Genomic DNA, 19954 nt, shown 5'->3' with positions numbered 1-19954 from the left:
CTTGCGGCATGACGCGAGTGCAGGCCCCAGCGGCCGTCGGCTGGACCGTCCTGACCCTGGTCTTCGTCGACGAGCTGCTGGCCATGGCGGCCGCGGGGGTCTGGGGTGCCCACGCCGGTGGAGTCCCCCTGGCCGTCGTCATGCCGGTCGTCGTGGTCGCCGTGTGGTGGGCGTTCGCCTCACCCAAGGCGCCGTACGGCGGGCCGGTCGTCCGACCGGTCACCAAGGTGCTGGTCTTCGGACTCGCCACCGCCGGCCTGGCGCAGGCCGGTCACCACGAGTGGGCGCTGGCCTTCCTCGCGTTCTCCGTGATGGTCAACGCCGCCGCACAACTGCCCGAGGTGCGGGGCCTCACCGAGTCAGCCGACCTGGCCGGCTGAGCAGGCTCAGCCGAACAGGGTCACTCGGCGAGCCGGGCCAGCTCCTCGTCGACGATCGCGGTGTCGAGCTTCACGAAGACGGGGGTCGGCTTGGCGACCGGCGTACCGACCTTGATCGGTGCCCGCTCCCAGGCCCGCACCCCGGTGTAGTCGCCGGTGATGATCGGGTAGCCGGCACCGCCGTCGAGGTCGTCGGCCTCGACCACGTGCGGCATCGGCTGCACGTCGCCGGCGCCACCGAAGACCTCGTCGACCGCGTTGGCGGAGAACGGCAGGAACGGCGACAGCACGAGATTGAGGTCGGCCACGCACTGGGCGACCACGTGGAGCACGGTGCCGAGCCGCTCGCGCTGGTCGTCGCCCTTGAGGGTCCACGGCGCGGTGTCGGTGACGTACTTGTTCACCTCGGCGACAGCCCGCATCGCCTCGCTGATCGCCTGCTTCTGGCGGTGGGCGCCGAGCAGCTCGCCGACGCTGCCGAAGGCGGCCTCGACGGTGGCCAGGATCGTGGTGTCCTCGTCGGTGAGCTCACCGGCGGCCGGGATCTCGCCGAAGTTCTTGGCGATCAGGGTGGCCGTGCGGTTGACCAGGTTGCCCCAGCCCGCGACGAGCTCGTCGTTCGTGCGGCGCACGAACTCGGCCCAGGTGAAGTCGGAGTCCTGGTTCTCCGGGCCGGCCGCGGCCACGAAGTAGCGGAACGCGTCGGGCTGGTAGCGGCTGAGCAGGTCGCGGACGTAGATCACGACGCGCTTGGAGGAGGAGAACTTCTTGCCCTCCATGGTGAGGAACTCGCTGGAGACCACCTCGGTCGGCAGGTTCAGCTCGCCGTACTCGCGCGGCTTGCCGCCCTTGTCGCCCTTGCCGGAGTAGGCCAGCAGCTCGGCCGGCCAGATCTGGCTGTGGAAGGTGATGTTGTCCTTGCCCATGAAGTAGTAGGACAGCGCCTCGGGGTCGTTCCACCAGGCGCGCCAGGCGTCGGCGTCGCCGGAGCGACGGGCCCACTCGATGCTCGCCGAGAGGTAGCCGATCACCGCGTCGAACCAGACGTAGAGCTTCTTGGTCGGGTTGTCCTGCCAGCCCTCGAGCGGGACCGCGATGCCCCAGTCGATGTCGCGGGTCATCGCCCGCGGCTTGATCTCCTTGAGGATGTTCTGGCTGAACCGGATCACGTTGGGGCGCCAGGTGCCCGATGCCTCACGCTCGTCGAGCCAGCCGGTCAGCGCCTCGGCCAGCGCGGGCAGGTCGAGGAAGAAGTGCTGGGTCTCGATGAACTCCGGCGTCTCGCCGTTGATCTTCGACTTCGGGTTGATCAGCTCGTGCGGGTCGAGCTGGTTGCCGCAGTTGTCGCACTGGTCGCCGCGCGCGCCGTCGGCGCCACAGATCGGGCAGGTGCCCTCGATGTAGCGGTCGGGCAGGGTGCGCCCGGTCGACGGCGAGATGGCGCCGTACGTCGTCTGCTCGACGAAGTAGCCGTTCTCGTAGACGCCCAGGAACATCTCCTGCACGACGGCGTGGTGGTTGCGCGCCGTCGTACGCGTGTAGAGGTCGTAGGAGATGCCGAGCGCGGTGAGGTCCTCGGCGATCAGCCGGTGATTGTGGTCGGCGAGCTCCTGAGGGGGTACGCCGGCCTCGTCGGCGGCGATCAGGATCGGCGTGCCGTGCTCGTCGGTGCCGGAGACCATGAGCACGTCGTGGCCGGCCATCCGCATGTAGCGACTGAAGACGTCGGAGGGCACGCCGAAACCGGCCACGTGGCCGATGTGGCGCGGGCCGTTTGCGTACGGCCAGGCGACGGCGGACAGGACTTTGCTCATGGGGGTGATCCTAGATGGGTCATCTGGGTCGGGCGGTCGGGGCCGGTCACACCGGTTTCCCAACGATGGATCACTACCGGTGGCGCAGCCTGTGCACCAGCACACCGAGACCGACCGCAGCCACGCCGGCCGCGATCACTCCGGGGCGGGACTTCAGTCGTCGGTAGTCCTCGTCGATCGTGGGCCAGAGCGTCTGCGCGGTCAGGGCCTGGGCCAGCTCCGGGGTGGCGGTCAGGTCGTCGACCGGGACCGGCTCGCCGAACGCGATCTGCACTCGGCGCGGCAGCGGCCAGCGTCGCTTCTCGGTGCCGGTGATCGCCGTCGGGATGATCGGTGCGCCGGCCTCGATGGCGATCCTTGCGGCCCCGCGTCGTGGCGTGCCCAGGGACAGCGGGTCACTGACCCGGGTGCCCTCGGGGAAGAGCGCCAGCACGTCGCCGCGCTCGAGGATCGCCTTGGCGGTCTCGATGGCCTCGGCGTCGGACTCGCCGCGCTTGACCGGGAAGCCGCCGAGCAGCAACAGGAGCCGGCCCCTGCGGCCGCGGAACAGCTCGGACTTGCCCATGAAGAAGATCCGGCGCCTGGTCACGGCGGAGATGAAGAAGGCGTCCCAGAAGCTCTTGTGGTTGGGCGCGATCACGGCCGGCCCGTGCTCCGGGATGTTCTCCCTGCCGGTCGCGCGCATCATGAAGAGCAGCCGCAGGACGGGCATCATCAGCACCTTCACCAGCAGCCAGGCGACCTTGCTGGTGCCGCGTCGGGCGATCTCGTGGGCTTCCTCATGGCTCAGGTCAGGCATGCCGACATGCTGTCACGCCGCCTTCCCGCGGGCGCTACGGTCGTGGTCATGTCCACGCTGATCGCCGAAGACCTGCTCCTGCTCCTGCTCGACGACGACTCCGGGAAGCTCGACGCCACCTACCTCACCCCGCTGCTCGGCGGTGCGGTGCTGATCGAGCTGGCCATGGCCGAGGCCCTCGAGGTCCGCAAGAACGGGACCTGGTCGTCCGCGAAGGTGCACGTGCTGACCGACGCCCGGCAGCCGGCCGACGCGATCCTGGTCGAAGCGCTGCGCACCATCGGCGACAAGGAGCGCACCGCCCAGGACCTCGTGAACCGCCTCGGCAAGGGGCTGAAGGAGACCCTGCTCGAGCGCCTGGTCGCGCGCGGCATCATCGCCCACGAGGAGGACAGGGTGTGGGGCATCTTTCCCCGGGAGCGGTGGCCCGCGATCGACTCCAGCCACGAGGACGCCGTACGCCGGCAGCTGGCTGGGGCCCTGCTCGAGGGCGCGCGGCCCGCGGACCGGACCGCCGCGCTGGTCGCGCTGCTGCACGCCGTGAGCAAGGCACACCGCATCCTCGCTGACAACCACGGCATCGCCGCCAAGCAGATCCGCAGCCGGGCCAAGGAGATCGCCGACGGCGAATGGGCGGCCAAGGCCGTGCGCGACGCGGTGGCCTCGGCGCAGGCCGCGATGACCGCAGCCACCACGGCCGCCACGACAGCCGCAGTCGTCTCCTCCTGACGGCCTCGGTCGACGCCGTCAGCTGTAGTAGCGGAGCCGGCGCTCGGCTCGCGTGCGGATGTCCGGCAGCAGCCGGTAGAGGCGTGCCCCCGGGCAGGCCGTGTCGTTGGTGTCGCGGTGACCGTCGATCCGGTACAGCGCAACCCGCCTGCCGGCCGGATACTTGTCGCTCCCCTTGGAGTACATCCAGGTGCGGCCCGTTGCGTGCTGGCCGTCCAGGTCGAGCTTCCAGGCCGCGAGACGGACGATCGCGGTGACGGCGTACGTCGTCGGGTTCCTGGACTCGTAGTTGCCGATCACCGCGATGCCGACACTGTTGTGGTTGAAGCCGAGGGTGTGCGCCCCGCGGACTCGCTTGCGGGCCCCACCCGACCGGCCGATCCAGCTGCGGCCGAAGCGGTCGACCAGGAAGTTGTAGCCGATGTCGAACCAGCCGAGCGTCTGCGTGTGGTAGCGGTACATGCCGCGCAGGATGGCGGGGACGTCGGCACGCGAGTAGGTGTTGGCCGAGGCCGTGTGGTGCACGTGCACCTGCTTGATGATGTTGGTGTAGACCGGGGAACCGTTCAGGTAGTCGGGGTTGGGCTTCCACACCGACCGGTCGTAGAGCGGCGGCCGGGGCGCCTTGTTCGGGCGGGCAGCCGCCGACGTCGTGCCTGCCGACGTCGTCCGGGCCACGGTCGTCGCCGTCGCCGCACCCGGACCCTGCGTCGCGGACGCGGCCGGGGTCGCGGTGGCGTCCGCGGCCAGCGCACCCGGGTCGATCAGCACGAGGTCGAGGCCGGTCGTCGCCGTCGTGCGCACCTGGACGCCGTCTGACCTCCCGACCCAGAGCAGCTCGGTGCCGCGTCTCGTGGCCTGCCGTGACTCGGCGTCACCGACTGTCGGCCCGTCGGTCAGCGCCTCGAGATGCGTCCACTCCGACCAGCCGCGCGCGTTGCGGAAGCGCACGTCCACCTCGGGCCGGCCGCTGGCCCAGGTGACCGCGACCATCTTGTAGGCGTCGGTGGTCAGTCGCTGCGTCAGGTGCCGCCCACGCGCATCGGCGACCAGTCCGCGACCTCGCGCCAGCGGCACCGTCGCGGCCCGCACGACACTGCCCTTGTCCTTCACCAGGGGGACGTCGGGAGCGGCGCCGCTCGTGGTGCGCGCGGCGTGGTCGTCGGTGTCGTCGCCCGACCACAGCAGGGCGACCAGGCCGGTGCCCACGAGGGCGGTGACGACGGCCAGGCACAGGGCAACGCGAACGGGCGGGCGGACATGGTCTTTCCGAGTAACAGACATGACCTGATCCATCATGCGTCACATCCGTCACAAATTCGACTCTGCGCGAGCCGTCGACGTGTCGTCGTACGGCCCGCGCACGGTCGCCGTACGGGCGACTCAGCTGAAGTCGAGGTCTCCGGTGCGGGTGCGCTTGAGCTCGAAGAAGTACGGGTACGCCGCCAGCCCGACCGCCGCGTCCCAGAGCTTCCCGGCCTCTTCGCCGCGGGGCACCTTGGTGATCACCGGGCCGAAGAACGCGGAGCCCTCGATCGAGATCACGGGCGTCCCGACGTCCTCGCCGACCTGGTCCATCCCGGCGTGGTGCGACTTCTTCAGCGCCTCGTCGTAGTCGGTGGAGTCCATCGCGTCGGCCAGCTCGAGCGGCAGGTTCGCCTCACCCAGCGCCTTCTCGACCAGGTCGCGGTCGATCGGCTTCTTCTCCAGGTGGATCTGGTTGCCCATCGCCGTGTAGAGCGGCAGCAGCACCTCGTTGCCGTGCGCCTGCTCGGCGGCGATCGCGACCCGCACCGGGCCCCAGGCCGGCTCGAGGAGCTTGCGGTAGTCGGCGGAGATGTCCTTGTCCTGGTTGAGGTAGGCGAGGCTCATCACGTGCCACTCGACCTCGATGTCACGCACCTCCGCGACCTCGAGGACCCACCGGGAGGTGAGCCAGGCGAAGGGGCACAGCGGGTCGAACCAGAAGTCAGCTTTCGTCATGCAACGATCAACCGGCCGGGTCCGGCGATTGTTCCCGGCCTCACAGGACTTGCTCCCGGGAGGTCGGTAACAATTGGATCGCGTTGTGACGTGGGTGACATGATGCGCAGCATGCCTGGAACCAACCTCACCCGCGAGGAAGCGCAGATCCGCGCCGCCCTCCTCAGTGTCGAGTCCTACACCGTGGACCTCGACGTGACCACGTCCGAGACCACCTTCGCCTCGACGACGACCGTGCGCTTCACGTGCACCGAGCCCGGCGCGACGACGTTCGCCGACCTGGTCGACGCGACGATCCACTCGATCACCCTGAACGGCGAGACCGTCGACCCCGCGACGGCGTACGCCGACAGCCGGATCACGCTCGCCGGCCTGGCCGCCGAGAACGAGCTCGTCGTGACCGCCGACTGCACGTACTCCCACTCGGGTGAGGGTCTGCACCGCTTCGTGGACCCGGTCGACGACCGGGTCTACCTCTACTCGCAGTTCGAGGTGCCCGACGCCCGTCGCGTGTTCACCACCTTCGAGCAGCCCGACCTCAAGTCCGTCTTCACGTTCAACGTGACCGCGCCGTCGCACTGGAAGGTCGTCTCCAACGCGCCGACCCCGTCTCCCTCCGACCTGGGCAACGGCAACTCGGTGTGGAACTTCCCCGAGACCAAGAAGATGTCCACCTACATCACCGCGGTCGTGGCCGGCGAGTACCACGAGGTCCTCGACACCTACGAGGGCAAGTTCGGCACGATCCCACTTGGCCACTACTGCCGCCAGTCGCTGGTGGAGTTCCTCGACCGCGACGAGCTGGTGAAGGTGACCAGCCAGAGCTTCGAGTTCTTCGAGGAGCAGTTCGACTTCCCCTACCCGTTCGAGAAGTACGACCAGCTCTACGTCCCCGAGTACAACATGGGCGCCATGGAGAACGCCGGCTGCGTGACACTGCGCGACGAGTACCTCCCCCGCTCCCGCCAGCCGCGCTCGTTCTACGAGTTCCGCACCTCGGTGATCACCCACGAGATGGCGCACATGTGGTTCGGCGACCTGGTCACGATGAAGTGGTGGGACGACCTCTGGCTCAACGAGTCGTTCGCCGAGTGGGCCTGCTACTGGTGCGAGGCCGAGGCCACCGACTTCACCGACGCCTGGACCGGCTTCGCCAACGCGCGCAAGCAGACCGGCTACCGCCAGGACCAGATGCCGTCGACGCACCCGATCGCGGCCGACAACTACGACCTCGAGGCGGTGGAGGTCAACTTCGACATGATCACCTACGCCAAGGGCGCCTCCGTGCTCAAGCAGCTGGTCGCGTGGGTGGGCCTCGACCCCTTCCTCGCCGGCCTGCGCCAGTACTTCAAGGACCACGCCTACGGGAACTCCGAGTTCACCGACCTGCTCAGCGCCCTCGAGAAGGCGTCGGGCCGCGAGCTCGACAGCTGGGCCAAGGAGTGGCTGCAGACCGCCGGCGTGAACACGCTCGCCCCGGTCTTCGAGCTCGACGCCGAGGGCAACTACTCGTCGCTCTCCGTCGCCCAGACCGCCCACCCCGACTGGCCGACGCTGCGTCGCCACCGTCTCGGTATCGGGTTCTACAACCGGGTCGACGGCACGCTGGTCCGCGACACCTATCTCGAGGTCGACGTCGAGGGCGAGTCCACCGACATCACCGAGGCCGTCGGCCTGGCGCAGCCCGACCTGCTGCTGCTCAACGACAACGACCTGGCCTACGCCAAGATCCGGCTCGACGAGCGGTCCCTGGCGACGGTCATCGACGGGCTCTCCTCGCTCGAGGACTCCCTGGCCCGGGCGCTGTGCTGGGGCTCGGCGTGGGACATGACTCGCGACGCGGAGATGGCGGCCACCGACTTCGTGAAGCTGGTGCTGGCCAACATCGGCACCGAGACCGACTCGTGGGGCGTCAGCCGCATCCCGACGTACGCCGCCCAGGCGGTGCACAGCCTCTCCGCACCCGCCAACCGGGCCGCGCTCTCCGACCAGTGGGAGACCGGGCTCCGTGAGCTGCTCGGGTCGGCCGAGCCGGGCAGCGACCACCAGCTGACCTTCGCCCGCAGCTTCGCCGCGACGGCACACACCGACGCAGCACTGGCCGACCTCGAGGCCCTGCTCGACGGCTCACTGGTGCTCGAGGGCCTCGCCGTCGACCAGGACCTGCGCTGGGCGCTGCTGACCGCGCTGGCCAGCGCCGGTCGCGCCGACGACGCCCGCATCGACGCCGAGCTGGAGAACGACAACACCATCTCCGGCAAGGAGCACGCGGCCGCCGCCCGTGCCGCACGCCCGGACGCCGACGCCAAGGCCGCCGCGTTCCAGGCCGCCATGCTCGACGCGTCGACACCCAACGAGACCGCGCGCAGCATCGCGCTCTCGTTCCACCAGCCGGGGCAGGAAGAGGTGCTGGCGCCGTACGTCGCGAAGTACCTCGAGGCCGCCGACTCGGCGTGGAGCACACTCGGCGCGCACAAGGCGTCGGTGGCCATGGAGTACATGTTCCCGCGGGTGCTGGCCTCGTCCGAGCTGCTCGAGAGCGTGGACGCCTGGCTCGCGTCGACCCGGGCCAACCCCGGCGCGAAGCGCTACGTGCTCGAGGGCCGGGCCGACGTCGCCCGCTACCTGGCCGCCCAGGAGCGCGACGCGCAGTAGCTCCGGCGCGCTTCCCACGAAATACAGTTGCTCCCCACGGAAAATTCTCCGTGGGGAGCAACTGTTTCCCCGGTGCACCGGGGAAAACGACAGCGGTGAACCAGCCTGCCGGGCGTCGGCCGGGCGTCAGTCAGGCGTTGGTCTGGTGCAGGGTCTTCGGGCCGTGGGCGTGCTCGGCGATCTGCGTGATGCCCTGGCGCACGCCGTCGGCGAGGTTGCCCTCGGCGAAGTGCGACTGCATCGCGGTCACGACGTGCGCGATCTCGGCGTCGGTCACCTTGCGGCGTACGGCGGCACCCGTGACGATCTCGAGGATCCGCGAGCCCGGGTCGACCAGGATCAGGATGCTCTTGGTCGGTGCGACCAGGGTGTTGTGCAGGCGCGTCGCGAACGGCCGGGGCTCACCCTCGACCGGGCCGACGAACACCGAGAACTCGAAGCGGCACAGCTGCTCCGCCTTGCGGATCGTGGTGTCGATCGCGAGCCGCTCGGCGTTGCTGAAGTAGTCACCACTTGCCACTTGCGCCACCCGCCTGCGAAGCCTCGGTGTCGGGAGCGGCGAGCTCGTCGTTGCTCTTGCGCGGGCCGCCGAACCACTCGGGGTCGGGGCCGTGGGCGCCGCCGGAGAGCTTCTCGCCGCGGGCCAGGGCCGGCAGGTAGACGGCCAGGGCGATCAGGAGGAACAGGAGGATCGGGACACCCGCGAGCAGGGCGAGAGCGTGCACCGGGTCGACGTCGGCCGGGTTGCTCCAGCCGTCGGGCACGCTGGCTCCGGCCGGCGAAGCGAGAATCACCCCTCCACCGACGATGCCGAGCATCGCCGTGGCTGTCGCGAACCGTGCAGCGCGTCGCATCGCGCGAAATTCAGTCGAGGTGTTCACACCCAGCATGATATCGGCTCCTGACTTTGCCTCGCGCCATGGTGCCCGTAGCCTCCGTCACATGCCAGCACTCGACCAGTACGACCAGTGCGGACAGGACGGAGCAGTCTCCTGCCGCGTGGTCTGGAAAATGACCGGAAACGAGACCGCGGCCGACCTCGCCGAGTGGCTGATCGGCAAGCCCCTGGCGATCGCCGGGCTCATCCTGATCGCGCTCGTCGCGAGGTGGCTGCTCCACCGACTGATCGACCGGGTCGTGCGCCAGACCGAGGACGGATCGGTCACCGGGCGGGTCAGCAACATGACGTTCGGCGGCCGTTCCGTCGGCTCACGCTTCGGCATCAGTCCCACCGACGCCGCCACCCGCAGGATGGCTCGGGCGCGCACCATGGGCTCGCTGCTCAAGAGCATCGTCACCGGCGTGATCTTCACGATCGTGCTGATCATGACGATCTCGGAGCTCGGCTACGACGTGGCTCCACTGATCGCCAGCGCCGGAATCCTCGGTGTCGCGCTCGGCTTCGGCGCCCAGGCGCTGGTGCGCGACTTCCTCAGCGGCATCTTCATGATCTTCGAGGACCAGTACGGCGTGGGCGACTCGATCGATGTCGGCGAGGCCACCGGCACGGTCGAGGCGGTGGGCCTGCGGGTCACCCGTCTGCGCGACGTGAACGGCACCGTCTGGTACGTCCGCAACGGCGAGATCCTGCGAGTCGGCAACATGAGCCAGAACTGGGCCCGCACCGTGCTCGACGTGGCCGTGGCCTACCACGAGGACATCTCTCGCGTACGCCGCGTGCTCGCCGACGTCGCCCACGACCTGTGGCAGGACGACGAGTTCCGCGGTGTCGTCATCGAGGAGCCGGAGATCTGGGGCGTGCAGGAGGTCGGCGCCAACGGCGTGCTGATCCGGGTCGCCCTGAAGACCGCGCCTCAGGAGCAGTGGGCGGTCGGTCGCGAGCTGCGCCAGCGGATCAAGGCGCGCTTCGACTTCGAGGGCATCGAGGTGCCCTATCCCGAGTGGGTCGTGCGGGACCCCGCCCACCAGGGCAGTGCCGTGGCACCGACGGGCTCCACGGCACCCACCCCGGAGGCGGACGGCTCGTCAGCCGAGTGACGCGCTCAGCGTGATCGTCGTACCCGTGAGGGCCTGACTGACCGGGCAGTTCGCCTTCGCGTCCTCGGCGGCCGCGACGAACGCTGCCTCGTCGATGCCCTCGACCGCGCCGACCACCGTCAGGTGGATGCCGGTGATGCCGGTGCCCGGGGTGAACTCGACGTCGGCCTTGGTGTCGAGCGTCGTCGCGGGGGTGCCGGCCTTGGCCAGGCCGTTGGAGAAGGCCATGGAGAAGCAGGCCGAGTGTGCGGCGGCGATCAGCTCCTCGGGGCTCGTCTTGCCGCCCGGCTCCTCGGCGCGGGCCGGCCAGGACACGTCGTAGGTGCCGAGTCCGCTGGAGTCGAGGGTGACCTTGCCGGAGCCCTCGAACAGGGTGCCTTCCCAGCGAGTGCTGGCGGTGCGGGTCGTTGCCATGGTGCTCCTCCGTGTGCGGATGGGGTGCCGGTGTCGGCGGGACGCTGCCGAGTCTTCCACGGCGGGGTCGGCCCCGGGTAGGAGTCGGTTCGGGCGTCCCGGCCACAATGGGGGCATGGGCAGCGACGACGTGACGTTCTACGACGAGATCGGTGGCTTCGAGACCTTCCGCCGCATCGTCGGCCGGTTCTACGAGGGCGTCGCCACCGACCCGCTGCTGCGGCCGATGTATCCCGAGGAGGACCTCGGGCCCGCGACCGAACGCTTCACGCTGTTCCTGGTGCAGTATTGGGGTGGCCCCACGACCTACTCCGACAACCGTGGCCACCCTCGTCTTCGCATGCGGCACGCGCCGTTCACGGTGACCCCGGCCGCGGCCGAGCGCTGGCTGGTGCACTTCCGGGCCGGTCTCGACTCCGTCGAGCTGACACCAGAACAGGACAAGCGGTTCTGGGACTACGTGACACACGCAGCCCAGTTCATGGTCAACTCGCTCGAGTGAGCTCGCGCCGCAGCACCTCGCGGTAGGCCTCCGGGGCCGGGGCCGCGGTCTGCGTCTCCTGGTCGAAGGTCACCATCACGACTCGGGCCCGGCTCAACACCCGCTCGCCGTCGAGGATCTCCGACTCGACGACGAACGACGAGTTCCCCACGTGTGAGATCCGGGAGCGGACGTCGTACGCCTCGGGGCGGAAGAGGATCGGGGTCTTGTAGGTGACGTTCATCTGGGCCAGCACCATCGGCACCCGGGTGGTGCCCTCGCTGACGCCCTCCCAGATCTGCATCATGTAGGCGATGCGGGCCTCCTGGAAGTACTCGAAGTACTTCACGTTGTTGACGTGGCCGTAGACGTCGACGTCGGAGAACCGCACCCGCAGCGGGTAGTGCCCACCCTCCACGGCGGGAGCCGGCGTCAGCGGCGCGGTCGGCGGCAGCGGGCTGTCCTCGAGGAACCGGGTCAGGGTCGCGCGCTCGTCGGCCGAGATGCGGCGCGGCCGTTCCTCGGCGAAGACGAACGGGGTGAGCACCGAGGTCGCCTGCAGGTAGACCACGCGGCCCTCGGGAGTCTCGTCGTACACCTCGTAGGCCATCGTGAACGTGGCCGCCCTGATCTCGCTGACCCAGCTCTCGATCTTGACCGGCTCGGCACGGAAGGTGAGCGGGCGGGTGTACTTCACGTCGTGGCTGACCACGACCACGCCCTCGGCCAGGTCGTTGGCGCGACTGTCGGGGGCGTGCGTCAGCAGCATGTCGATGCGCGCCTCCTGGAGGTAGTCGACGTACGTCACGTTGTTGACGTGACCGAGCAGGTCGAGGTCGGCCCAGCGGATGGGGCACTCGTAGACATGGCGCACGCCGTCAGTCTCCCAGAGGGATGCGGGCCCGGCTGATGGGACCTCCTCCCCGGACAGACGTCGGACCGGATTACTCTGGCCGGAGTAGCACGACCCCTTCACCCCTGATCGGAGAAACATGCCCGAGGCAGTCATCGTTTCCGTTGCTCGCTCCCCCATCGGGCGAGCCAACAAGGGCTCGCTCAAGGACTTCCGTCCCGACGATCTCACCGCACTGATCGTCAAGACGGCGCTGGACAAGATCCCTGCTCTCGACCGCAACACGGTCGACGACCTCTACCTCGGCTGCGGTCTCCCCGGTGGCGAGATGGGCAACAACATGGGGCGCATCGTCAACGTGCTCAACGACATGGACCAGGTGCCGGGCGCAACGATCACCCGCTACTGCGCTTCGTCGGTGCAGACCACCCGGATGGCGTTCCACGCGATCAAGGCCGGCGAGGGTGACGTGTTCATCTCGGCCGGCGTCGAGACGGTGTCGCGCTTCAAGAACGGCACCTCCGACCACATCCCGAACACCCGCAACGCGGTCTTCGACGACGCCATCGCGCGCACCGACAAGTACGCCGAGGGCGGCCAGGACTGGCACGACCCGCGCGAGGACGGCCTGCTCCCCGACGCCTACATCGCCATGGGCCAGACCGCGGAGAACGTCGCCCGGCTGCGCGGTCTTGACCGCAAGGAGCTCGACGAGTTCGGCGTCCGCTCGCAGAACCTGGCCGAGAAGGCGATCAACGACGGCTTCTGGGCCCGCGAGATCACCCCGGTCACCACGCCCGACGGCACCGTGGTCTCCACCGACGACGGTCCCCGGGCCGGCGTCACGTACGACGCGATCTCGCAGCTGCAGCCGGTCTTCCGGCCCGACGGCGTGGTCACCGCCGGCAACTGCTGCGCCCTCAACGACGGCGCCGCGGCCGTGGTGATCATGTCCGACACCAAGGCCGCCGAGCTCGGCCTCACCCCGCTGGCGCGCATCGTGTCGACCGGCGTCTCGGGCCTCTCCCCCGAGATCATGGGCCTCGGCCCGGTCGAGGCGACCAAGCGCGCCCTGGCCAACGCCAACATGAGCATCGGCGACATCGACCTCGTCGAGATCAACGAGGCGTTCGCCGCCCAGGTCGTGCCGTCGTACCAGGACCTCGGCATCGACATCGACCGGCTCAACGTCAACGGTGGTGCGATCGCGGTCGGCCACCCGTTCGGCATGACCGGCGCGCGCCTGCAGAACACGATGATCAACTCGCTGGACTGGCACGACAAGTCCACCGGCCTGATCACCATGTGCGTCGGTGGCGGCCAGGGCATGGCGCTGATCCTCGAGCGCGTCTGAGCTCCACACCGCCTGTACGAAGGCCCCCGGGACACTCCCGGGGGCCTTCGTCATTCGCGACATCGCATGTTCGGGGGTCCCGCACGTCTAGACTGCCCGGCATGACGGACAGCATCTCGGACGCTGCCGCCGCGAAGACTCGTTGGCTCGATCCTGATCAACAACGTGCGTGGCGTGCATACATGGTGGGGACCACCCTGCTCACGGACCGCCTCGACGACGAGCTTCGTGACGCCTTCGGCATCGGCCTGAACGAGTACGAAGTGCTGGTGCGCCTCTCCGAGCGCGAGGACCACTCCCTGCGGATGTCCGCGCTGGCGGACGCCATGCGGTTCAGCCGGAGCCGGGTCACCCACACCATCAAGCGTATGGAGGCCGCCGGCTGGGTGCGCCGCAGCGAGGCCACCGACGACGGGCGCGGCATCTTCGCGCACCTCACCGAGACCGGTTTCGCCCTGCTGGTCAGGGCCGCCCCGATCCACGTGGCCGGCGTCCGCGCCCACCTGGTCGACCTCGTCGCGGGCGACGACTTCGCCGCGATGGGCCGGGTCATGGACGCGGTCGTCGACCAGCTGGCCGAGGACCACCCCGAGGCCGATCTCCGCACCCCCGGCAGCTGAGCGGCCTCGTGGGCGCTCGCGGAGCGACCACGATCGTGCACAGGGGCTGTCTAGACACACGAGAACGCGAAGAAGCGACCCGGACCATGCAGGTGCACGGTCCGGGTCGCTTCACGTCGTACGGCGGGTGCCGCCATCCGAGTCAGTCGCGGGTGAGGCGGCGGTGCGTGACGCGGTGCGGACGGGCCGCGTCTGCGCCGAGGCGCTCGATCTTGTTCTCCTCGTAGGAGGCGAAGTTACCCTCGAACCAGAACCACTTGGCCGGGTCCTCCTCGTCGCCCTCCCACGCCAGGATGTGGGTGGCGACACGGTCGAGGAACCACCGGTCGTGCGAGGTGACCACGGCGCAGCCGGGGAAGTCGAGGATCGCGTCCTCGAGTGACGACAGGGTCTCGACGTCCAGGTCGTTGGTGGGCTCGTCGAGGAGCAGCAGGTTGCCGCCCATCTTCAGGGTCAGCGCCAGGTTGAGGCGGTTGCGCTCACCACCGGAGAGCACGCCGGCCTTCTTCTGCTGGTCGGGGCCCTTGAAGCCGAACGACGCGACGTAGGCCCGCGAGTTCATCTCGAAGTTGGCGACCTTGATGAAGTCGAGCCCGTCGGAGACGACCTCCCACACGTTCTTGTTGGGGTCGATGCCGCCGCGGCTCTGGTCGACGTACGACAGCTTCACCGTCTGGCCGACCTTGAGCTCGCCCTCGTCGGGTTGCTCGCCGCCGGTGATCATGCGGAACAGCGTGGTCTTGCCGACGCCGTTCGGGCCGATGACGCCGACGATGCCCGCGCGGGGCAACGTGAACGACAGGTCGTGGAACAGGGTGCGGTCGTCGAAGCCCTTGGCCAGGTCATGGGTCTCGAGCACGATGTCGCCGAGTCGTGGGCCTGCCGGGATGTTGATCTCGGACGTGTCGATCTTGCGCATCCGGTCGGCTTCCTTGGCCATCTCCTCATAGCGCGCGAGACGCGAGCGGCTCTTGGTCTGCCGGGCCTTGGCGTTGGAGCGGACCCACTCGAGCTCCTTCTCCAACATCTTGGCGCGCTTGGCGTCCTTCTGGCCCTCGATCTTGAGCCGGGACTGCTTGGTCTCGAGGTACGTCGTGTAGTTGCCCTCGTAGGGGTGGGCCTGGCCGCGGTCGAGCTCGAGGATCCAGGTCGCGACGTTGTCGAGGAAGTACCGGTCGTGGGTGACCGCCAGGACGGCGCCCGGGTAGTCCTTGAGGTGGTTCTCGAGCCACTGCACGGACTCGGCGTCAAGGTGGTTGGTGGGCTCGTCGAGGAGCAGCAGGTCGGGCTGCTGGAGCAGCAGCTTGCAGAGGGCGACCCGGCGACGCTCGCCACCGGAGAGGTTGTCGACGATCGTGTCCGGCGGCGGGCAGCGCAGTGCGTCCATGGCCTGCTCGAGGCGGCTGTCGAGGTCCCACACGTTGGCGGCGTCGAGCTCGCTCTGGAGGTCACCGGCCTCCGCGTTGATCTTGTCGAGATCGGCGTCGGGGTCACCCATGGCCATGTAGAGCGCGTCGAGGCGTGCCATCTTGGCCTTGGTCTCGGCGACGGCCTCCTCGACGTTCTCGAGGACGGTCTTGCCCTCGGACAGCGGCGGCTCCTGCTGGAGCATGCCGACGGTCGCGCCAGGGGTCAGGATGGCGTCGCCGTTGTTGGCCTTGTCGAGCCCGGCCATGATCTTCAGCAGGGACGACTTGCCGGTGCCGTTGGGCCCGACGACGCCGATCTTCGCGTCGGGGAGGAACGAGAGGGTGACGTTCTCGAGGACAACCTTGTCGCCGTGCGCCTTGCGGACGTTACGCAGTGTGAAGACATACTCAGCCATGGGCGCGAGCCTACGGTGCGCGGGCGGTTCGGCTCCAACCGGTGCCCGCCGAGGAACCTGTCTGAGACCAATCGTCCGGTGAGGGCGTCTTGAGGGTGACGGTCCCAACGGGGGACCGAACGGACAAGGAGGCGCAGGCGTGAAGGACCCACGGGGGAACGATCGCGACTACTCGGAGTTCGTCGCCGCACGGTCGAACCAGCTCTACCGGCACGCCTACCTGCTCACCACCTCGCCGCACGGTGCCGAGGATCTCCTGCAGATCGCCCTCGCCAAGGCGTACGTCGCCTGGTCGCGGGTGGCCCGTGCCGATGACCCGGTGGCCTACGTGCACGGCATCGTCACCAAGTCGTTCCTCTCCGAACGGCGTCGGCGCAGCAGCACGGAGCTCACGCTCGCCGAGCTGCCCGACCGTGGAGCGACCGACGCGGACCCGGCCCAACGCCTGGCCCTGATGCAGGCACTGGGCACGCTCGGGCGACTCGACCGGGCCGTCGTGGTGCTGCGCTACTGGGAGGACCTGAGCCTGCGCGAGACCGCGCACCAGCTCGGGATCAGCGAGCCGGCGGTGAAGAACCGCAGCCTGCGCGCGCTCCGCTCCCTGCGGGAGCTGCTGGGTGAACCTGCCGCCCTGTCCGATTCAGCGAATGGAGACCAGCGATGAACCTGGAACCGCACCACGACGACTGGGCAGACCACGACGAGCATGCAGTGCGCGACGTGCTGCACTCCTCGATGAACGACGTCTCGGCACCCCTCGGTGTCGAGGTCGGCGCCCGCCGGCTCGGACGCCGGATGCGGACGCGTCGGCGCCTCGGAGGACTCGCGGCCGGCGGCGTGGCAGCAGCCGCCCTGGCGATCGGCGTACCCATGGTGATCGGCGGCGGCAACGGGGTCGACGAGCGCCCCGACAACAGCGCCGTCGCCACCGAGCCCTCCTCGTCGCCCAGCGAGGACGGCACGCAGCGCGACCCGAACGCCCCCGCCTGGTGGAGCATGCCGGCCGGCGAGATGGCCGAGACACTCGCCGACCTCCTCCCCGCCGGCGTGACGCTCAGCGACCCGGTGACCACCAACACCGACCGTGCACCGGGTGAGCCACTGGCCGAGATGGAGGGCTATCTGGTCGCCACGCTCACCACCGAGGACGGGCCCGGCAAGGTCAACCTGGCCTTCTCCGGCAGCGAGCCTGCCGGCGCCTCCACCGTCGACGGTGGGGAGGAGTCGGAGGTCCCGTCGTCGATCGGCGAGTCGCAGCCCGACGCCGAATCCTCGGAGGACGACCCGGTCGAACCGGCCGGGCCGGAAGGCGATGCCCGCTACAACTGCGACCCGGCCGGGGTCACGAATCCGAAGGACTGCACGGTGATCCGTGACGACGCCGGCCGGGTAATCGGGCGCATCCTCGACACCACGGTCAAAGGCGTGCGTGACCTGTCGGTCACCCTGGTCACCCCGGACAACGGCACGGTGATGATCAACGTGGCCAACACCCTGTCCGAGAAGTGGCCCTACGGTGCGACGCCCACGGCTCCCGACGTGGCCCTCACGCTGGCACAGTTGAGGACCATCGCCGAGAACCCGGTCTGGACGTCGTACCGACCCTGACCCCGGTCGCCCGGTGCAGCACCGGGAGTCGGTCGCTCAGGCGGCCGGCTCCTCGGTGCGTTCGCGGGCCACGAAGTCGTCGATCGTCTCGCCGTTGCTGCTGATCTGGGGCCCACCGACGCCGAAGCCGGCGTTGTGCTCGGCGATGACCTGCGGGTCGATTCCCTCACCCGAGCCGCCCTCACTCTTGGTGAACGAGGCCGTGCCCTTGTTGAAGTCGTGGCCCACCGAGATCGCCTCGACCACGTGGTTGACGTGTTCGTTGCCCTGCTCGTCCTTCCAGATCTGGGCGGTGAGTCGGCCGTGCACCACCACGGCGTGGCCGGAGGCCAGCGACTCCGCGCAGTTGATGCCGAGGGTGCGCCAGGCATTCACGGTGTACCAGTTGGTCGGCGAGTCGACCCACGCCGACTGCGGCTTGTTGTAGCGCCGCGGCGTGGAGGCGACCCGGAAGGTGGCCAACGGTGCGCCGCCCGCGTCACGGAAGTTCACCTCCGTGCCGACCCAGCCCTGGAAGGTGATCATCGTTTCGTTCATGTCGTGCGTCCTTGTCTCTCGATCGGTTTCGATGGGACAAGACTGCGGAGCCGGTACGACGAACGCCGGCCCGAGCAGCACGCACTGTGGAGAACCCGCACACGAACCGACATGTGAGCGAAAACCGGTCGCCCACCGTCGCAACTGGCGACGGGTCGACCCGAACTGGCGACGGGTCGACCCGAACTGGCGACAGGTCGACCCGAACTGGCGACAGGTCAGCGCAGGGCGGCGGCGAGACCTTCGCGGACCCGGCCGTAGGCGTCGAGCTCGCCCTCGATCGGCTGGATCACGAGGTTCTGGCTGATCCCGCGGATCTGCGCCCGCAGACCCTTGTCGGCGGCGCGCGCCCGCGACCGCGCGGTCAGTGAGACCAGCACCTTGCAGAACAGGGCCAGCACGATGCCGAGCAGCACTCCCCCGATCAGCATCAGCGTCGGGATCGGGAAGCCGGCCAGGTCGGGCGTCGGCGGCTCGGGCATGCGCAGGTAGGCCATCACGGCCAGCACGCCGAGCCAGATGCCCCCGGCGAGCGCAGTGAGGATCAGCAACCACTGCAGCACCCGGACGGTGCTGGCCCACCACGGCAGCTTCGCGACGCCGAGGTCGGTGCCGGCCAGCGCAGTGTCGAGCTCGTCGCCGATGCGCTCGTTGTTGGACACCGAGGCGTTGCGGACCGCGGTACGCCACGGCTCGGTCAGCCCGGAGCCCACCTCGTCGGCGACACCACGCACGGCCGCATCGACCCGGGCCCGCTGCACCTTGGTGGCCTGCGGGATCGAGGTGCGCGAGGCCCTGGTCAGCGCCCGCCCCTCCTTGCCGAGGTCGAGGTGCAGCCGCTTGAGCGGGTCGGGCTTGAGCTTCGAGATCCAGGAGGTGACCGGCCAGCCGGTGGCCCGTCCGGCGCGGATCCGGGTGGAGGACTCCACTGCGTCGACCACGATCGGCACACCGGCCGCGTCGGCGAAGGCGTTCTCCAGCTCGGCGACGCGCTCCTTGGTCGGAGAGGCGGCACGGCCGGTGCCGGAGGCCGCGGAGAGGCTCTCGGCGACGGCCTTCACGTCGGCCTCCAGCCGCGACTTGGTGGCCTTCTTCCCGGCCACCCGCTTGGCGAGCTCGTCCTTGAGCGCGTTGAGCCCGAGGTCCTCGCGTGCGCTGATCGGGAGCACCTTCACCTCGCCGAGGCCGTCGGCGTCGAGCAGCCGGCGTACGTCGGCGACCATCGCGTCACGACGGTCGGGGGCGACGGTGTCGATGTGGTTGAGCACCACGATCATGATGCCCGCGTGGCCGGCCAGCGGCTTGAGGTAGCGGTCGTGCACCGCGGCGTCGGCGTACTTCTGCGGGTCGAGGACCCACACGAGCACATCGGCCAGCTTGACCAGCCGGTCGACCTCGAGGTGGTGGGAGACCTCGGTGGAGTCGTGGTCGGGCAGGTCGAGCAGCACGGTGCCGTTGAGGCGCCTGTCCTCGCGACCCGTGTCGAGCATGGAGTCGCGGGTGACCTGGTGCCGGGAGGGGATGCCGAGCCACTCCAGCAGCTCCTCGGCGCCGTCGCGGCCCCACACGCAGGCAGTGGCCCACGACGTCGTGGGGCGGCGTACGCCGACCGCGGAGAGCTCGAGCCCGGTGAGTGCGTTGAAGGTCGAGGACTTGCCGGACCCGGTCGCACCGGCCAGCGCGATGACGGTGTGCTCGGCGGAGAGCCGCAGGCGGCTGCTCGCGCGGTCCACCACGGCCTGGCCCTCGTCGACGAGGGCGTCGTCGAGCCGGCCGCGTGCCTGCTGCACGGCGGCCTCGAGCCCGGCGACGCGAGCTCCCAGATCGGATCCCCTGGAGACCAGCTTCTTGGCCCCTTCGAGCAACGACGTCATCTTCTCCCTCGGAGATTCACATGGGCTTGT

20 protein-coding genes are annotated in these 19954 nt (G+C 69.3%); 9 read left to right on the top strand and 11 right to left on the bottom strand.

Annotated features, from left to right (window positions below; genetic code table 11):
• Positions 1 to 8: 8 nt before the first annotated feature.
• Complete coding sequence (locus ASH02_RS07410) at positions 9 to 380, top strand: DUF2568 domain-containing protein (RefSeq protein WP_082563477.1); 372 nt, start codon at positions 9 to 11, stop codon at positions 378 to 380.
• Between the two features lie 20 nt (positions 381 to 400).
• Here the strand turns inward: ASH02_RS07410 and metG are convergent, their stop codons facing one another.
• Entirely contained in the window at positions 401 to 2194 is a 1794-nt protein-coding gene (metG, locus tag ASH02_RS07405; RefSeq protein ID WP_056675763.1) for a methionine--tRNA ligase, read from the bottom strand.
• Between the two features lie 73 nt (positions 2195 to 2267).
• A complete protein-coding gene (locus tag ASH02_RS07400; RefSeq protein ID WP_056675759.1) occupies positions 2268 to 2993 on the bottom strand; it encodes a lysophospholipid acyltransferase family protein in 726 nt (241 codons plus the stop codon).
• A gap of 48 nt (positions 2994 to 3041) precedes the next feature.
• Here ASH02_RS07400 and ASH02_RS07395 point away from each other — a divergent pair, with 48 nt between their 5' ends.
• On the top strand, positions 3042 to 3722 hold the full coding sequence (locus ASH02_RS07395) for a GOLPH3/VPS74 family protein (protein ID WP_056675756.1): 681 nt from the start codon (positions 3042 to 3044) through the stop codon (positions 3720 to 3722).
• 18 nt (positions 3723 to 3740) lie between these two features.
• Here ASH02_RS07395 and ASH02_RS07390 read toward each other — a convergent pair whose 3' ends face one another.
• Positions 3741 to 5006, bottom strand: coding sequence for an N-acetylmuramoyl-L-alanine amidase (locus ASH02_RS07390; protein WP_156409728.1), 1266 nt, complete (start codon positions 5004 to 5006; stop codon positions 3741 to 3743).
• Between the two features lie 99 nt (positions 5007 to 5105).
• Entirely contained in the window at positions 5106 to 5705 is a 600-nt protein-coding gene (locus tag ASH02_RS07385) for a mycothiol-dependent nitroreductase Rv2466c family protein (RefSeq protein ID WP_056675750.1), read from the bottom strand.
• 111 nt (positions 5706 to 5816) lie between these two features.
• Between ASH02_RS07385 and pepN the strand changes: the two genes are divergently transcribed.
• A complete protein-coding gene (pepN, locus tag ASH02_RS07380; protein ID WP_057294776.1) occupies positions 5817 to 8360 on the top strand; it encodes an aminopeptidase N in 2544 nt (847 codons plus the stop codon).
• Positions 8361 to 8490: 130 nt separating this feature from the next.
• On the opposite strand, the gene ASH02_RS07375 is transcribed toward pepN, so the two are convergent.
• A complete protein-coding gene (locus tag ASH02_RS07375; RefSeq protein WP_056675747.1) occupies positions 8491 to 8880 on the bottom strand; it encodes a DUF5130 family protein in 390 nt (129 codons plus the stop codon).
• Entirely contained in the window at positions 8867 to 9214 is a 348-nt protein-coding gene (locus ASH02_RS07370; protein ID WP_156388844.1) for a hypothetical protein, read from the bottom strand. The genes ASH02_RS07375 and ASH02_RS07370 overlap by 14 nt, the downstream gene beginning before the upstream one ends.
• An 88-nt stretch (positions 9215 to 9302) precedes the next feature.
• On the opposite strand from ASH02_RS07370, the gene ASH02_RS07365 reads away from it, so the two are divergent.
• Positions 9303 to 10358, top strand: a complete 1056-nt coding sequence (locus ASH02_RS07365; protein ID WP_082563474.1) for a mechanosensitive ion channel family protein — start codon at positions 9303 to 9305, stop codon at positions 10356 to 10358.
• Here ASH02_RS07365 and ASH02_RS07360 read toward each other — a convergent pair.
• On the bottom strand, positions 10347 to 10772 hold the full coding sequence (locus tag ASH02_RS07360; protein WP_056675739.1) for an OsmC family peroxiredoxin: 426 nt from the start codon (positions 10770 to 10772) through the stop codon (positions 10347 to 10349). The genes ASH02_RS07365 and ASH02_RS07360 overlap by 12 nt on opposite strands.
• A 115-nt stretch (positions 10773 to 10887) precedes the next feature.
• On the opposite strand from ASH02_RS07360, the gene ASH02_RS07355 reads away from it, so the two are divergent.
• A complete protein-coding gene (locus ASH02_RS07355) occupies positions 10888 to 11274 on the top strand; it encodes a globin (RefSeq protein ID WP_056675735.1) in 387 nt (128 codons plus the stop codon).
• Here the strand turns inward: ASH02_RS07355 and ASH02_RS07350 are convergent.
• Positions 11258 to 12127, bottom strand: a complete 870-nt coding sequence (locus ASH02_RS07350; protein ID WP_056675732.1) for an acyl-CoA thioesterase — start codon at positions 12125 to 12127, stop codon at positions 11258 to 11260. The genes ASH02_RS07355 and ASH02_RS07350 overlap by 17 nt on opposite strands.
• A 118-nt stretch (positions 12128 to 12245) precedes the next feature.
• Between ASH02_RS07350 and ASH02_RS07345 the strand changes: the two genes are divergently transcribed.
• Positions 12246 to 13460: an acetyl-CoA C-acetyltransferase gene (locus ASH02_RS07345; RefSeq protein ID WP_056675729.1), complete on the top strand. Its 1215-nt coding sequence runs from the start codon at positions 12246 to 12248 to the stop codon at positions 13458 to 13460.
• 101 nt (positions 13461 to 13561) lie between these two features.
• Positions 13562 to 14080: a MarR family winged helix-turn-helix transcriptional regulator gene (locus ASH02_RS07340; protein WP_056675726.1), complete on the top strand. Its 519-nt coding sequence runs from the start codon at positions 13562 to 13564 to the stop codon at positions 14078 to 14080.
• A 142-nt stretch (positions 14081 to 14222) separates the two neighbouring features.
• On the opposite strand, the gene ettA is transcribed toward ASH02_RS07340, so the two are convergent.
• Positions 14223 to 15905, bottom strand: coding sequence for an energy-dependent translational throttle protein EttA (gene ettA / locus ASH02_RS07335; protein ID WP_056675723.1), 1683 nt, complete (start codon positions 15903 to 15905; stop codon positions 14223 to 14225).
• A 139-nt stretch (positions 15906 to 16044) separates the two neighbouring features.
• On the opposite strand from ettA, the gene ASH02_RS07330 reads away from it, so the two are divergent.
• Positions 16045 to 16569 (top strand): SigE family RNA polymerase sigma factor, encoded by a 525-nt coding sequence (locus ASH02_RS07330; RefSeq protein ID WP_056675721.1) that lies wholly within the window; start codon positions 16045 to 16047, stop codon positions 16567 to 16569.
• Positions 16566 to 17513 (top strand): hypothetical protein, encoded by a 948-nt coding sequence (locus ASH02_RS07325; RefSeq protein WP_056675719.1) that lies wholly within the window; start codon positions 16566 to 16568, stop codon positions 17511 to 17513. The genes ASH02_RS07330 and ASH02_RS07325 overlap by 4 nt, the downstream gene beginning before the upstream one ends.
• 36 nt (positions 17514 to 17549) lie before the next feature.
• On the opposite strand, the gene ASH02_RS07320 is transcribed toward ASH02_RS07325, so the two are convergent.
• Positions 17550 to 18050, bottom strand: a complete 501-nt coding sequence (locus ASH02_RS07320; RefSeq protein WP_056675716.1) for a single-stranded DNA-binding protein — start codon at positions 18048 to 18050, stop codon at positions 17550 to 17552.
• Between the two features lie 218 nt (positions 18051 to 18268).
• On the bottom strand, positions 18269 to 19924 hold the full coding sequence (locus ASH02_RS07315) for a GTPase family protein (protein ID WP_056675714.1): 1656 nt from the start codon (positions 19922 to 19924) through the stop codon (positions 18269 to 18271).
• Positions 19925 to 19954: the final 30 nt, after the last annotated feature.

Source organism: Nocardioides sp. Soil796, from assembly GCF_001429525.1.
Taxonomy (GTDB): domain Bacteria; phylum Actinomycetota; class Actinomycetes; order Propionibacteriales; family Nocardioidaceae; genus Nocardioides.
This window is presented reverse-complemented; position numbering and strand designations above follow the sequence as displayed.

Excerpts from the sequence above, each read along its gene's own strand:
- ASH02_RS07390 (WP_156409728.1), bottom strand. The coding sequence starts at position 5,006 with ATGTCTGTTACTCGGAAAGACCATGTCCGCCCGCCCGTTCGCGTTGCC.
- pepN (WP_057294776.1), top strand. The coding sequence starts at position 5,817 with ATGCCTGGAACCAACCTCACCCGCGAGGAAGCGCAGATCCGCGCCGCC.
- ASH02_RS07325 (WP_056675719.1), top strand. The coding sequence starts at position 16,566 with ATGAACCTGGAACCGCACCACGACGACTGGGCAGACCACGACGAGCAT.
- ASH02_RS07345 (WP_056675729.1), top strand. The coding sequence starts at position 12,246 with ATGCCCGAGGCAGTCATCGTTTCCGTTGCTCGCTCCCCCATCGGGCGA.
- metG (WP_056675763.1), bottom strand. The coding sequence starts at position 2,194 with ATGAGCAAAGTCCTGTCCGCCGTCGCCTGGCCGTACGCAAACGGCCCG.
- ASH02_RS07355 (WP_056675735.1), top strand. The coding sequence starts at position 10,888 with ATGGGCAGCGACGACGTGACGTTCTACGACGAGATCGGTGGCTTCGAG.
- ASH02_RS07385 (WP_056675750.1), bottom strand. The coding sequence starts at position 5,705 with ATGACGAAAGCTGACTTCTGGTTCGACCCGCTGTGCCCCTTCGCCTGG.
- ASH02_RS07370 (WP_156388844.1), bottom strand. The coding sequence starts at position 9,214 with ATGCGACGCGCTGCACGGTTCGCGACAGCCACGGCGATGCTCGGCATC.
- ASH02_RS07395 (WP_056675756.1), top strand. The coding sequence starts at position 3,042 with ATGTCCACGCTGATCGCCGAAGACCTGCTCCTGCTCCTGCTCGACGAC.
- ASH02_RS07400 (WP_056675759.1), bottom strand. The coding sequence starts at position 2,993 with ATGCCTGACCTGAGCCATGAGGAAGCCCACGAGATCGCCCGACGCGGC.
- ASH02_RS07360 (WP_056675739.1), bottom strand. The coding sequence starts at position 10,772 with ATGGCAACGACCCGCACCGCCAGCACTCGCTGGGAAGGCACCCTGTTC.
- ASH02_RS07340 (WP_056675726.1), top strand. The coding sequence starts at position 13,562 with ATGACGGACAGCATCTCGGACGCTGCCGCCGCGAAGACTCGTTGGCTC.
- ASH02_RS07410 (WP_082563477.1), top strand. The coding sequence starts at position 9 with ATGACGCGAGTGCAGGCCCCAGCGGCCGTCGGCTGGACCGTCCTGACC.
- ASH02_RS07320 (WP_056675716.1), bottom strand. The coding sequence starts at position 18,050 with ATGAACGAAACGATGATCACCTTCCAGGGCTGGGTCGGCACGGAGGTG.
- ASH02_RS07365 (WP_082563474.1), top strand. The coding sequence starts at position 9,303 with ATGCCAGCACTCGACCAGTACGACCAGTGCGGACAGGACGGAGCAGTC.
- ASH02_RS07315 (WP_056675714.1), bottom strand. The coding sequence starts at position 19,924 with ATGACGTCGTTGCTCGAAGGGGCCAAGAAGCTGGTCTCCAGGGGATCC.
- ettA (WP_056675723.1), bottom strand. The coding sequence starts at position 15,905 with ATGGCTGAGTATGTCTTCACACTGCGTAACGTCCGCAAGGCGCACGGC.